General features: G+C 72.1%; 11 protein-coding genes. 3 read left to right on the top strand and 8 right to left on the bottom strand.

The genetic code is table 11. From position 1 onward, the window contains the following. Positions 1–33 precede the first annotated feature (33 nt). On the top strand, positions 34–633 hold the full coding sequence (locus NLX94_RS33695) for a TetR/AcrR family transcriptional regulator (RefSeq protein ID WP_254386963.1): 600 nt from the start codon (positions 34–36) through the stop codon (positions 631–633). A gap of 7 nt (positions 634–640) precedes the next feature. On the opposite strand, the gene NLX94_RS33690 is transcribed toward NLX94_RS33695, so the two are convergent. The 3 genes from NLX94_RS33690 to NLX94_RS33680 form a co-directional block, all read right to left on the bottom strand. Beyond that, entirely contained in the window at positions 641–1,525 is an 885-nt protein-coding gene (locus NLX94_RS33690) for a formylglycine-generating enzyme family protein (RefSeq protein ID WP_254386962.1), read from the bottom strand. Between the two features lie 78 nt (positions 1,526–1,603). Further along, the gene (locus tag NLX94_RS33685; RefSeq protein ID WP_254386959.1) at positions 1,604–3,004 is read right to left on the bottom strand and encodes a sulfatase; all 1,401 of its coding nucleotides are present in this window, start codon (positions 3,002–3,004) and stop codon (positions 1,604–1,606) included. A 107-nt stretch (positions 3,005–3,111) separates the two neighbouring features. Then, complete coding sequence (locus tag NLX94_RS33680) at positions 3,112–4,071, bottom strand: LysR family transcriptional regulator (RefSeq protein WP_254386958.1); 960 nt, start codon at positions 4,069–4,071, stop codon at positions 3,112–3,114. A gap of 200 nt (positions 4,072–4,271) precedes the next feature. Here NLX94_RS33680 and NLX94_RS33675 point away from each other — a divergent pair, with 200 nt between their 5' ends. Both NLX94_RS33675 and NLX94_RS33670 read left to right on the top strand, forming a co-directional pair. After that, positions 4,272–7,739 carry a M28 family peptidase gene (locus NLX94_RS33675; protein ID WP_254387025.1) on the top strand — a complete coding sequence of 1,156 codons (3,468 nt, stop codon included), beginning with the start codon at positions 4,272–4,274 and terminating at the stop codon, positions 7,737–7,739. Positions 7,740–7,845: 106 nt separating this feature from the next. Continuing rightward, the gene (locus tag NLX94_RS33670) at positions 7,846–9,006 is read left to right on the top strand and encodes a PP2C family protein-serine/threonine phosphatase (protein WP_254386956.1); all 1,161 of its coding nucleotides are present in this window, start codon (positions 7,846–7,848) and stop codon (positions 9,004–9,006) included. Positions 9,007–9,046: 40 nt separating this feature from the next. Here the strand turns inward: NLX94_RS33670 and NLX94_RS33665 are convergent, their stop codons facing one another. The 5 genes from NLX94_RS33665 to NLX94_RS33645 form a co-directional block, all read right to left on the bottom strand. Further along, positions 9,047–10,615: a hypothetical protein gene (locus NLX94_RS33665; RefSeq protein ID WP_254386954.1), complete on the bottom strand. Its 1,569-nt coding sequence runs from the start codon at positions 10,613–10,615 to the stop codon at positions 9,047–9,049. A 136-nt stretch (positions 10,616–10,751) separates the two neighbouring features. After that, complete coding sequence (locus tag NLX94_RS33660; RefSeq protein WP_254386952.1) at positions 10,752–10,946, bottom strand: hypothetical protein; 195 nt, start codon at positions 10,944–10,946, stop codon at positions 10,752–10,754. Between the two features lie 100 nt (positions 10,947–11,046). Then, positions 11,047–11,706, bottom strand: coding sequence for an ABC transporter ATP-binding protein (locus tag NLX94_RS33655; RefSeq protein ID WP_254386950.1), 660 nt, complete (start codon positions 11,704–11,706; stop codon positions 11,047–11,049). Further along, the gene (locus tag NLX94_RS33650) at positions 11,699–12,589 is read right to left on the bottom strand and encodes an ABC transporter ATP-binding protein (RefSeq protein WP_254387023.1); all 891 of its coding nucleotides are present in this window, start codon (positions 12,587–12,589) and stop codon (positions 11,699–11,701) included. Before NLX94_RS33650 ends, NLX94_RS33655 begins: the two co-directional genes overlap by 8 nt. Positions 12,590–12,648: 59 nt before the next feature. After that, entirely contained in the window at positions 12,649–13,554 is a 906-nt protein-coding gene (locus NLX94_RS33645) for an ABC transporter permease (protein ID WP_254387022.1), read from the bottom strand. Between the last annotated feature and the right edge of the window lie 7 nt (positions 13,555–13,561).

Here is a 13,561-nt window from a genome sequence, read left to right as displayed (position 1 = left end):
CCGGGGCGCACCGGAGCGAAGGGGAACCCGTACATGGCACGGATGCCGTTGACCGACCGGCGCAGGCAGCTGACGGAGGCGGCGATCCGCGCGATGACCCGCGACGGGGTGGCCAGGACCACGACCCGGTCCATCGCCGCCGAGGCGGGCGTCTCCCTGAGCGTCTTCCACTACTGCTTCGACTCCAAGCAGGCGCTCCTGGAGTCGGTCATCGAGACCATCACCGCGCACTACGTCACCCTCGTGAAGGCCGCGATCCTGCCGAGGCCCACGCTGCGGGAGACCATCCGGGCCGGCTTCCAGGCGTACTGGGACCACGTGGCGGCCAGTCCCGGCGCGCACATGCTCACCTACGAGCTCACCCAGTACGCGCTGCGGCAGCCGGAGTTCGGCCACCTGGCGCGCAAGCAGTACCAGTCCTACTGCGACACGTACACCGAGCTGCTCGAAGAGCTGCGCCGGATCCACCCGTACGAGCTCAGCGTGCCGGTGCACGTGCTGGCCCAGTACCTGGCGGCCATGACCGACGGGGTGACCCTGAACTTCCTGGTCCTCGGCGACGAGGAGGCAGCAGCCGGGATCCTCGACATGGTCACCGACCACGTGGCCGGGCTGGTCGTCCAGCGGGACTGACGCCCGCTCAGGCCGCCACCCGGAAGCCGATGTTGGACGTGGAGCTGTCGGGGGTGTTGGAGCTGCGGGCCGCGACCCGGTAGCGGTTGCAGTACGAGTCGTGGCAGAGGAAGGACCCGCCGCGCATGGTGCGGGAGGCGTGTCCCGGCCCGAACGGGTCCTCGCACCACTCCCACACGTTGCCGACGGCGTTGTAGAGCCCGTGGCCGTTGGGGCGGTAGGACTTCACGGGGACGGTGCCGAGGTGGGGACCGGTGTGGGTGGTGGGGAACTCGCCCTGCCAGATGTTGAGCAGCGTGCGGCCTTCCGGGGCGAGTTCGTCGCCCCACGGGTAGCGGCGCTGCTCCAGGCCGCCGCGGGCCGCGTACTCCCATTCGGCCTCGGTGGGCAGCCTGGTCCCGGACCAGGCGCAGTACGCCTGGGCGTCGTTCCAGGAGACGTGGACGACGGGGTGGTTCTGCCGGGCCGTGACGGAGGACCCGGGCCCCTCGGGGTGCTTCCAGCTCGCCCCGGACACCGCCCGCCACCAGGGGACCCCGGCCACCGGCGGTGCGGTGGCGGCGAGTTCGGGCGCCAGCAGTCCGGCGAAGACGAAGGAGAAGCCGAACTCCTCGGCCTCCGTGACGTGCCCGGTGGCCTTGACGAAGGTGGCGTACTGGGCGTTGGTGACCGTCGTCGGCGCGATCCGGAAGGGATCCACCGCCACCTCCCGGACCGGGCCCTCCCCGTCCGCAGGGAATCCGTCCGCGTCCTCGGTGCCCATGAGGAAGCGGCCCCCGGGCAGGTCGAGCAGGCCGCGCGCGGCCCGCGGCGCGGGGACCGGGGGTGCGGCGAGCAGGGTGAGGGCGCCGGCCGGGGAGTCGTGCCCCGGGGTGCAGCAGGAGGAGGACATGAAGGACTCCGGTGAAGGTGCGGATGGGTGCGGTCCGGCCGGGCGCGGACGGTGTGCGCCCGGCCGGAGGTCCGGCTGCTAGCCGACCCGGTCGGCGGCGAGCTGGGCGGCGAGGGCGGGGATGCCCAGGTTCCGCTCCTGCGCCGGGGTGGCCTGGTACAGCTTGTTGACCAGCTGGTGGGGGTCGGCGGCGAGGTCGTAGTACTCCCGGAAGGTGACCTCCCCGGTGCCGGACACGGTGCCGTTGGCGTCGGTGTGCAGCTTGTAGTACTCCACGTACTGCTTGTCCTTGGCCACGTAGGAGGACCAGGTGCGGTGGTCGGCGCCGGTGCCCTGCTTCCACCATTCGACGAGCAGGTGGTCGCGGCTGTGGGTGCCCAGCAGCGAGACCCCGTCCTGCGGGGTGTTCGGGGTGATCCCGGCGGCGTCGAGGATGGTGGGCGCGATGTCGATGTTGGCGACGATGCGGTTGTCCACCGTGCCGGCCCCGAGCCCTCCGGCGGGCCAGGAGAGGTAGAACGGCACCTCGTGGGCGGGGCTGTAGGGGACGGATTTGGCGGTCCAGCCGTGGTCGGCCCAGCCGAAGCCGTTGTCTCCGATGTAGATCACGAGGGTGTTGTCGAGCTGTCCGGTGGCCGCCAGCTTGTCCTTGAAGGCCTGGACCGCGTCGTCGACGGAGAGGAGCACGCGCAGCTGCTCCGCGCGGATGCGCTTGCCGTCCTCGAGGGTGCCGGTGGCGTTCTGGATGTAGGGCGGCTTGTCGCTGCGGTCGGCCTCGGTGACGGAGGGGCGTCCGTTCCACTCGGGGACGGGGGTGCCCGCGTACTTGGCCTCGGGGGTGCGGGGCCCGTGCGAGGCGTAGGGGGTGACGTAGGCGAACCAGGGGCGGGTGTCGGTGGCCGCCTTGTCGACGAAGCTCAGCGTGCGGTTCTTGATGATGTTCGTGGTGTAGCCGTTGATCGTCTGGACCGATCCGTTGACGTTCCACTTGGCGTCCACGTATCCGGGCTGGAGCAGCGCGAATTCCTCGAAATGCGGGGGTGCGTCGGCGATGTTCCACGCATTGAGGTATTTGCCGAAGAGGCCGGTGCGATATCCGGCCTGTTTCAGATAGCGCTGGACGGTGGTGTTCTGGTCGAGCACGGCCGAGGAGGCGTTGTTGCGGACCCCGTGGTTGTGGGCGTAGCGGCCGGAGAACACCGAGGAGCGGGAGGGGGAGCAGAGGGGGGTGGTGACGTGCCCGTGGTTGAACTTCACGCCCTGGCCGGCGAGCCAGCCGATGGTCTTCTGAAGTGCCCAGTCGGTCTGCTCGGGCTGGTCGTCGGTGACGATCAGCAGGATGTTCGGGCGGCCGGCGGCCGCCGCCGCGGGGGCTGCGGCGGCCTGGCCGATCGCGGGCACGGTGGCGGCGGCCGCGGCCGCCGCGGTGCCGGCGAGGAAGCCTCTCCGGCTGACCTGCGTGCGGGCTCTTGGGGTCATGGGTATTTCCTCCAGCTCTCCGAAGGGAAATGGTGTGGCGGCCACTGCCATGCGGAGAGCGTAAAGGGATCCGAATACCCGTTCCATGTACGCAGTATGAAATGACGTCAGTCGAGGGCCGGATGGGCTTCCGGATGCTCGTCCCACCAGGCCCGGTGGAAGGGGTTGTTGTCCACATTGGCCAGGTACGCGTAGGCGGCCGACCGGTAGAAGAGCTCCGCCTGGCGGGCCGAGACCGCCGAGCGGTTCCAGGCGAGCCGGATGCGCCCCGTGATCGGTGACCCGATCAGCGGCCGCATCACGGTGCCGGCCACGGCGGGCGCCGTGGGCTGGCTGAGGGAGACGGCGCGGCCCGCGGAGATCAGGTCGTACTGCATCATGCGGTCGGTGATCCGGTAGCGCAGCGCGGGGACGAAGCCGGCCTTGGCGCAGGCCTCGACGAGGGCCTCCGGTCCGCCGTCGTCGTCCTCCACCAGGGTCATCCACTGCTCGTCGGCGAGGTCCGCGAGGTCGAGGGCCTCCAGCCGGGCCAGCGGGTGCCGGGCCGACATCCGGATGCAGAAGGGCTCCTTGGGGACCAGGGTGCGGGCCGTGACTCCCCCGGGCAGCGGCACCTCGTGGTCGTTGACCTCCCCGTACACGATGACGTCGTAGCGGCCCGCGCCGAGCATCCGCACCAGGGCGGTCACCGAGTCCTCCAGGTCCACGGTGATCTCCCGGCCCGACAGGACCAGGTCCTGCCGGGCGATCAGTCCGTCGATCAGCACCAGCAGGATGCAGCCCAGGCGCAGCGGGGCGTCGGCCGTCCGGGCCCGGGTCTCCGCCCCGAGGGCGTCCATCTCGCTGAGCACCCGGCGCGCCTTGGCCAGGACGAACTGGCCGAGCGGGGTGGGTTCGACGCCGAGGCGGCCGCGGACGAAGAGTTCGCCGCCGGTGACCCGCTCGATCCGGCGCAGCTGGGCGGAGAGCGCCGGCTGGGAGATCCCGAGGATCCGCGCCGCGCCCCCCAGGCTTCCGGTCTCCGCTATCTGGCAGACGGCCTGCAGATGTCTCAACTCCAGCTGCATCCGGGCAGCTTACGCAGCGTCACGCGTCGGCACCATAACGCCGGTCTTATGTCGGCAGGGATGTCCCGATCCCGTCATGGACACGCCCATACTCGGCCGCGAACAGCCAGACCGCCTTTCGGCACCCTCCCCGCCCCATCCCCCCACACGATCGGAGTGGACTCTTGCAGCCCACCAGATGGCTGGCCGCCCTCGCGGCCATGGTGCTGACCACGGGCCTCGCCGGCACGCTGGCCACCACCGCCACCGCCTTGCAGCCGGCGGATCCCGCCCCGCCCACTTCCGCCGAGCGGGCCGTCGCCGCGGCCGACGCGGCCGTCCGCAGCGGACTCGACAGCCTGGTCAACTCCCCGCAGCAGCAGTACGACCGGCGCCTGGTCACCCCCTGGGTGAAGGACCTGTACTCGGTCGCCTACGAGCGCAGCTACCGCGGCCTGCCGGTGGTCGGGGGCGACGCGGTCGTCCTCGCCGACGGCGAAGGCCGGGTGCGCGCCCTCCAGTCGGCCTCCGCGACCGTGATCGACGTGGCCACCACGGCCTCGGTCTCGGCGCAGGCCGCCGAGGCCGTCTCGCGCGCCGAGCAGGTGAAGACCGACAAGGTGGAGAGCCGCCGGCTCGTCGTGAAGCTGAAGGACGACAAGGCGGCGCTGGCCTGGGAGACCGTCCTGATCGGGCGGACCGCCAAGGCCCCCAGCAAACTGCACGTGTTCGTGGACGCCCGCACCGGCAAGGTGCTCGACCGCTTCGACGAGGTGGTCGCGGGCAGCGGCAACAGCAAGTGGAACGGCCCGAACCCGCTGACCATCGACACCACGGCCTCCGGGGGCACGTACTCCCTGCGCGACCCGAACCGGGCCGGCCTCAGCTGCGCCGACTACAGCTCCGGCGCGGTCTTCTCGAAGTCCTCCGACTCCTGGGGCACCGGCAACCCGACCTCCAAGGAGACCGGTTGCGTGGACCTGATGTTCGCCGCGCAGAAGCAGTGGGACATGCTGAGCCAGTGGCTCGGCCGCAACGGCGTCAGCGGAAACGGCCGCAGCTTCCCGGCCAAGGTCGGCCTGAACGACGTGAACGCGTACTGGGACGGCAGCACGGTCACCATCGGCCACAACAACGCCAACGAGTGGATCGCCGGCGTGGACGTGGTGGCCCACGAGTACGGGCACGCCATCGACACCAACACCCCCGGCGGCACCAGCGGCCAGGAGTCCGGGCTCGGCGAGGCCACCGGTGACATCTTCGGCGCGCTGACCGAGGCCTTCATCAACCAGCCCTCCCCGTACGACACTCCGGACTACCTCGTCGGCGAGACGATCAACCTCGTGGGCAACGGTCCGATCCGCAACATGTACAACCCGCCGGCCGTCAACAACGACCCGTCCTGCTACAGCTCCTCGATACCGGGCACCGAGGTGCACGCGGCCGCCGGTCCCCTCAACCACTGGTTCTACCTGCTCGCCGAGGGCACCAGCCCGGGCGGCGGCAAGCCGAACAGCAGCACCTGCAACCAGTCCACGCTGACCGGGGTGGGCATCCAGAACGCCGGCAAGATCTTCTACGGCGGCATGCTGCTGAAGACCTCCAGCATGTCCTACAAGAAGTACCGTACGGCGACGCTGAGTTCCGCCAAGTCGCTGGACACCACCTGCAACCTGTTCAACAAGACCAAGGCCGCCTGGGACGCCATCAGCGTGCCCGCCCAGACCGCCGACCCGACCTGCACCCCGAGCGGCCAGGAGAGCGACTTCTCGCTGGCGCTGAACCCGGCCTCCGGCACCGTCCAGCAGGGCGCCTCGACCACCAGCACGGTCGCCACCGCCGTCTCCACGGGCAGCGCCCAGCAGGTGACCCTCACCGCCTCCGGCCTCCCGGCCGGGGTCACCGCCTCCTTCAGCCCGGCCACCGTGCAGTCCGGCCAGTCCTCGACGCTGACGCTGACCGCCTCCTCCAGCGCGGCTCCGGGATCCTCGACCGTCGTGGTCAAGGGCCAGGGCACCAGCCTCTCGCACACCGTCGACTACGCGCTCACCGTCGGCGGCACCACGCCCAACCCCGGCGCGCCCGACATCGACGTGGCCGCGGTCCGGGCGCACCTGACCCAGTTCAACACGATCGCCTCCCAGAACGGCGGCCACCGCCGTGCGGGCAGCGCCGGCTACACGGCCTCGCTGGCGTACGTGAAGGGCAAGCTGCAGGCCGCCGGCTACACGGTGACCGAGCAGAACTGCTCCTCCTGCACCTACCCCTCGAACAACCTGATCGCCGACTGGCCCGGCGGCCCCGCCGACCAGACGATCATGTTCGGCGCCCACCTCGACGGCGTCTCGGCGGGTCCGGGCATCAACGACAACGGCTCGGGCTCCGCGACCCTGCTGGAGAACGCGCTCGTCCTCGCCCAGAAGAACCCCACCATGACCAAGCACGTGCGCTTCGCCTGGTGGACCGACGAGGAGCAGGGCCTCAACGGCTCGAAGTTCTACGTCAACCAGCTGACCAGCACCCAGAAGTCGGCCATCAAGGCCTACTACAACTTCGACATGGTCGGCTCGACCAACGGCGGCTACTTCATCAACAACGTCAACTCCACCGCGGCCGCCCCGCTCAAGGCCTACTGGACCTCGCTGAACCTCGCCCCCGAGGAGAACACCGAGGGCCAGGGCCGCAGTGACGACTACTCCTTCCAGCAGGGCGGCATCCCCACCTCCGGCTACGCGTCCGGAGCCAGCGCCCGCAAGACCTCGGCCCAGGCAGCGAAGTGGGGCGGCACCGCGAACGCGGCGTACGACCCCTGCTACCACGCCTCCTGCGACACCACGAACAACATCAGCGCCACGGTCCTGGACCGCAGCGCGGACGGTGTCGCCTACACCGTATGGAACCAGGCCGTGGGCGGCACCACCCCCGGCCCCGACTTCTCGATCAGCGCCTCCCCGGCCACCGGCAGCGCCGCCCAGGGCGGCAGCGTCAGCTCCACGATCAGCACCGCGACCGTGAGCGGCGCCGCCCAGACCGTCGCCCTGTCCGTGACCGGCGCCCCCGCCGGCACCACCGCCTCGCTGAGCCCCACCTCGGTCCAGTCGGGCAGCTCCTCGACCCTCTCCGTCCAGGTCGGCGCGAGCACCGCACCCGGCACCTACACCCTGACCGTCACCGGCACCGGCTCGGTCAGCCACACCACCACCTACACCCTGACCGTCACGGGCACCGGCCCCTCCTGCACCCCGCGCCAGCTCATCGCGAACGGCGGGTTCGAGAGCGGCACCACCCCGTGGACGACCACCACGAACGTCATCACCAACCAGGCCGGCCAGACCCCGCACGGCGGCACCTACAAGGCCTGGCTCAACGGCTACGGCACGCCCCGCACGGACAGCGCCGCCCAGTCCGTGACCATCCCCACCGGCTGCTCCTCGTACCAGCTCGCCTTCTACCTGCACATCGACACGGCCGAGACCGAGAACACGGTCTACGACACCTTCACGGTCTCGGTGGGCGGCCAGACGCTGGCGAGCCTGTCCAACGTGAACGCCGCGGCCGGCTACCAGCTCAGGACGTACGACGTCTCCCGGTTCGCCGGCCAGACGGTCACCCTGAAGTTCCAGGGCGTGGAGGACGCCTCCCTGCAGACCTCCTTCGTCGTGGACGACGTCACTCTCCAGGTGAGCTGACGTCCCCGGCGCCCTGAGCGGCGCTGCGCACCACCCGGGCGGCACCTGCCCCGGCCCCGCGGCCGGAGCGGGTGCCGCCCGGCCGTGCGCGGTGTATGCAGGAGGCATGGCCCCCTCAGCGCCGCACCCACGCACCAGCCGGTTCCGGGAATCGCGCGCGGTGCTGGCGGTCCCGTTCCTGCTGATCGCCGCCGTCACGGTGGTGGACGTACTGGCCCCGCCCGAGGTCCACCTGGGCCCCTTCCTGGTGGCCGCCCCCGCTCTGACCGCCTCCTTCGCCGGGCCCCGGATGACGGGGTTCGTCGGCGCCGTGGCGGTCCTCGCGCAGGTGGGCGTGGCCGTCGTGCGGACCTCCCTGACGGACCTCAACCACACCTTCCAGATCATCGCCCTCGTGCTGATCTCGGCCTTCGTCACCTTCTTCGCACACCTGCGCGAAGTCCACGAGGGGCAGCTCACCCGGCTGCGCTCCGTGGCCGTCGCGGCGCAGCAGGTGGTCCTACGACCGCTGCGCGACCGGATGGGCCCGCTGCGGATCGCCTCCGTGTACCTGTCGGCGGAGGCCGAGGCCCAGATCGGCGGCGACCTGTACGCGGCAGCCCGTACCGCCGACGGCACCCGGCTGATCATCGGCGATGTCCGCGGCAAGGGGCTGGAGGCGGTCGGAGAGGCCTCGGTGGTCCTCGGGGCCTTCCGGGCCGCCGCCCACCTGGAGGCCGACCTGCCGGGCCTGGTGGCCTATCTGGAGGCCGCCGTGGCCGCCGACCCGGACCGGGCCCCGGACGGCCCCGGGGGCCCCGGCCGGCCGGAGGAGGGCTTCACCACGGCCGCGGTGCTCGAGGTTCCCGACGCGGAGCCCGCACTGCGGGTGGTCAGCTGCGGGCACCCGCCGCCGCTGCTGCTGCGCGGGGGCCGGGTCCTCCCGCTCCAGGTGGACCGTCCTGCGCCGCCGCTGGGCCTGTCCGAGTTCGTGGACACCGGCTTCACCGCGCAGTCCTTCCCCTTCGAGCCGGGGGACGTGGTCCTGCTCTACACGGACGGCGTCATCGAGGCCCGTGACGCGTCGGGGGCCTTCTACCCGCTGCCGGAGCGGGTCGCGGACTGGCCCGGCGAGGGTCCCGAGGCCCTCCTGCGCCACCTCTGCGCGGATCTCCTCGCCCACACCCCGGACGGCCTGCTCGGCGACGACGCGGCGATGGTGGCCGTCGAGCGGGTCGGCCCGCTGCCGCGGGCGGGGGCCCGTCCGGTGGACGGGCCCCCGCGATGATCCGGCGCCGGGGTGCGGCGCCGGGGTGCGGCGCCGGGGCTCAGCCGCCGTCGCGGACCGCGACGATGCCGTTGAAGACGCCGACGTAGGCCGTCCCGTCGGGGCCCAGCGTGATCGGGGCCCAGTTGTTGTCGTAGAGCGGGCCGGTGCCGGTCAGCTGCCGCCAGCGGCGCTCACCGGTGCGGAAGTCGACGGCCGTGAGGTACCAGGCGTCGATCCCCCAGAAGTTCGGCTCCTTCTCGTAGAAGTAGAGCAGCCCGTTCGCGGTGGAGAGCTTGGGGACCACGGAGGGCGAGCGGATCGCGCTCTGCCAGACCGTGTCGCAGCCGCTGCCGTCGGCGCGGACGTCGATGCGGCTGACGCCGCCGACGACCGACTTGCCGAGCACCAGCGAGGTGACGTTCTCGTAGCCGTAGTTGTTCTCGACGACGATGCTGTTGCCCCAGGTGATCAGGGAGTTGTCGGTGGTCGAGGCGCCGGATCCGAAGACCGGGACCTTGCACACCAGCCGCTGGCCCTCGGGCACGTCCAGGCCCCGCTTGAAGACCAGGACGTTCATCCGGTCGTCGGCGTTGTCGGTGATCGCGACGTAGCCGTTGCCGAAGAGGTCCGGGGTGGTGCCCGAACCCTGGTTGACCGAGCCGGGCTTGGTTCCCGTACCCCGGTCGTAGGTCTGGCGCCACTGCACGGCGGGGGTGCCGTCGGCCGAGGCGGTGAAGCTGTAGAGCGCGTGGTCGGTGACGATGGAGACCCCGTCCTCCCCGACCGAGAAGGAGTTCTGGATCTCCTCGCCGGGCAGCCGGATCGAGCGGATCACCGAGGTCGCCGGGTCCACGGTGCCGACGCGGCCCTGGCGGGTGACCCACCAGATGCGGCCGTCCCAGTCGGGCATCACCGAGGTGACGGGGTCACAGGTGCCGGTGGGCCACAGGTTGGTCCAGTCGACGCAGTCGTGCGGGACGTGGCCGGTGAGGTCCCAGTCGTTGTCGACCTTGAACTGCCAGGAGCCGTCGGGCTTCTGGACGTGCGAGAGCCTCAGGACGTGCTGGCGGGAGTCGGCCAGCACCGCCCGGTCCTGGTTGTCCAGGTAGAAGTAGGCGCCGCCCGAGGTGTCCTTGAAGATCTTCGAGAAGTCGAGCGAGGTGATCGCCTGGACCGTCGAGGAACGCTGCGGGAGCTGGTACTCCGCGAGCGTGGCGAGCGTACGGGGCTCCAGCAGCTTGACCTTGAAGCCGCCGAAGGTGCCGCACACCGTGACCAGCCGGCCGCCCGAGTCGAAGGTGGCGGTGGCGCATTCGCCGCCGAGGGCGGCGATCTTCTCGCTGGTCACCTGCGGGTTCTTGCCGAGCGGTCCCGACCAGGGCGAGGTGGCGCTGCCCGCCGCGTCGGAGTGCATGCCGCTGCGGCCGTTGGGCGCGAGGTGGGGGTGTTGCGGCGGGGCCTCGCCGGGCAGCGGCGCGGCGGTGGCGGGGCCGCCCTCGTAGTGGCTGACCAGCCGGTGGCCGGGGGCCAGGGGTATCTCCTCGGCGGCCGCCGGCGCGGCCCCGTAGATCACCGCGCATGCGGCGAGAGCGGGCGCCACGGCGCAGTTCAGCGCTCTTCGGAACATCCGGACTTCCTCCCTTGTCCTCAGCTTTATTGACATTGCGTATGACATCGCGCCGCGGCCAGACGCTAGATCGCACTGCCTGAGGAGTCCATGGAAGAGCCGGATGATTCACGAAGGCGCAACAGTTGATCACGGGCTACGGCTTGAGGCCTCCGACCACGTTCGCCGTGGCCGAGATCCCGTTGTGGATCGTCGCCGCCAGGCTGCTGCTCGCGAGGTAGAAGCCGAGCAGGACGCAGACGAGCGCGTGCGACACCTTGAGGCCGCCCCCGCGCATGAAGATCCACGCGAGGACGAGGAGCAGGACGACGACGGAGAGGGAGATCACCATCGGAACACCTCCTTGTGCGGCGCCATGGTGGCGCAGCCGGAGGGCCCTTCGGGCGAAACCCCTGTCCGCCAAACGGGTGCTGACGGTCCGTGACCGGCGCTCAGCCCTTGACGATCTCGTCCCAGCGGACCGTCCGCCCGCACCAGCGCCCGAGCAGCACGGGGTCGTGACCCACCGCGAGCAGCCCCGCCCCGGACTCCGCCCGGTACTCCTCCACTACGCCGACCAGCGCGGCCGTGGTGGACGCATCGAGCATGGCGGTCATCTCGTCGCACACCAGCCAGCGCGGCCGCAGCACCAGGGCCCGTGCCACGCAGGCCCGTTGCAGCTGGCCGTCGCTGACCTCGTGGGGCCGCCGTCCGAGCAGCTCCGCGCCCAGGCCGACCCGGTCCGCCAACTCCGGGACGGTGGCGTCGATTTCGCTGCGCCTGCCCGTCGCCCGGAGCGGTTCGGCGACGAGCGCGCGCAGCGTGAGCCGCGGGTCCGCCGCCAGCCGGGGCTGCTGGAACACCACGCCGACCGAGGTGCGCAGGGCCCGCGGCGCCCGGTGCCGGAAGCCGGTCACGGCGCGCCCGTCGAAGGCCACGGTCCCCCGGTCGGGCCGGTGCAGCAGGGCGGCGACCCGGGCCAGCGTGGACTTGCCGCAGCCGCTGGGGCCGAGCAGCCCGAGGGATTCGCCGGGGGCGAGGCTCAGGTGGGCGCCGCGCACGACGGGGGCCCGGCGGTCGTAGCCGGCGGTGATGCCGGTGAGCTCAAGCATGGTGGCAGGCCACCCCTTCGGTGAGCGCGGGCCGCTCGGCCCGGCAGCGGGAGTCGGCGCGCGCACAGCGGGCGGCGAAGGCGCAGCCGGGCGGGAGCGCGCCGAGCTCGGGCGGGGCGCCCGGGATGGGGGTGAAGGCCCGCTCGGGGAGGGCCTCGAGGAGCCCGCGGGCATAGGGGTGGCGGGGGCCCGGAGCGCCGAAGAAGGCTCCGGCGGGGGCGGTCTCCACGATGCGGCCCGCGTACATGACGGCCACGGTGTCGGCGATGCGGTGCGCGGCCGCGAGGTCGTGCGTGATCATCAGCAGCGCGCGGCCGGCGTCCCGGGTGTGGGCGCGCAGTTCGTCGACGGTGCGGTGGACGAGGTCCCGGTCGAGGCCGGTCGTCGGCTCGTCGGCGAGCAGCAGGGGCGCGTCGCCGATCAGCGCGAGGGCGGTGGCGGCGCGCTGGGCGAGCCCGCCGGAGAGCTCGTGCGGATGGAGGTCGAGGTGGGTGGCGGGGAAGGCCGCCCGGTCAGCCGCGGCTTCGGCGGCCGACCGCAGTTCCGCCCTGCCGGTCCCGGTCAGTTCGCGGACCGTCTCCTCCAGGTGGGAGCGGACGGTGCGGACCGGGGTGAGGTGCGCGGCCGGGCTCTGCGGGACCAGGCCGACGCGGCGGCCCCGGATGCTCCGGGCGAGGGTGCGCTCGTCGAGGGCGAGCAGATCGGTCCCGTCGGCGAGCCGGGCGGAGCCCGCGGTCTCGGCGTTGCCGGGGAGCAGGCCGAGGAGGGCGGAGGCGAGGACGGACTTGCCGCAGCCGCTCTCGCCGACGAGGGCGAGGCATTCGCCGGGGGCCAGGACGAGGGTGGCGTCGGAGACGGCCGCGACGTACCGGCCGCCGCGCATCCGGAAGCGCACGGACAGCCGGTCCAGCGCGAGGACGGGTTCCGGAGGGACGGGTGTCTTCACAGGCTGAGCTCCGAGCGGCGGCGGGGGTTGAGGCGCTCGCGCCAGGCGCCCGCGAGGCCTGCGATCGCCAGGGTCGGGACGATCAGGAGGAGTCCCGGGAAGAGCGTGGGCCACCAGTCCCCGGCGAGCAGCGAACCGCGGGCCGTCTGGACCAGACCGCCCAGGCTCGCCTGGTGCGCAGGCAGTCCGAGGCCCAGGAAGGACAGGGCCGACTCGTGCCACATGGCGTGCGGGATCATCAGCACGGCGGCGAGCCCGGCCTGCGGCAGCACCCCGGGCACGAGGTGGCGTACGGCCACCCGCCACCGCGAGGCGCCGCCCGAGATCGCCGCGTCCACATGGGGCCGGGAGCGCAGCGAGAGGACCTCCGCGCGGACGATGCGGGCCGTGGACAGCCAGTGGGTCAGCGCCACGGAGACGACCACGGGCCACACCCCCGGCCGGAACATCGCCACGATGAAGATGCCGAGCAGCAGGTGCGGGATCGAGGACAGCGCGTCCACCACGCGCATGACGCACCGGTCCGGCCACCCGCCGAGCGCCCCGGCCAGCGCGCCGACCGCCGTGCCGAGGAGGGTGGCGACCAGCGCCGCCACCAGTCCGACCAGCAGCGAGACGCGCAGCCCGTACACGCAGCGCAGCAGCAGGTCGCGGCCCACGTCGTCGGTGCCGAAGGGGTGGGCCCAGGAGGGGGGAAGGAGCTTTGCCGACAAGTCGACGGCCTGCTGGTCGAGCTGGACCAGCGGCGGCACGAGCAGCACCGCCAGCGCGATGAGGACGACGACCGCCGCGGAGATCCGCACCCGCAGGGTCCGGGTGGAGCCGCGGTCGCGGCCGCGTGACCGCCAGAGCGGCGCTCCGGCCGCGTCCGTCGTCCCAGCCGGGGCGGTCGTCCCCGCCATGCCGGTC

This window comes from Streptomyces sp. TBY4 (genome assembly GCF_024213195.1).
Classification (GTDB): domain Bacteria; phylum Actinomycetota; class Actinomycetes; order Streptomycetales; family Streptomycetaceae; genus Streptomyces.
The sequence above is the reverse complement of the archived record's forward strand: the minus strand, read 5'-3'. Positions and strand labels throughout refer to the sequence as shown.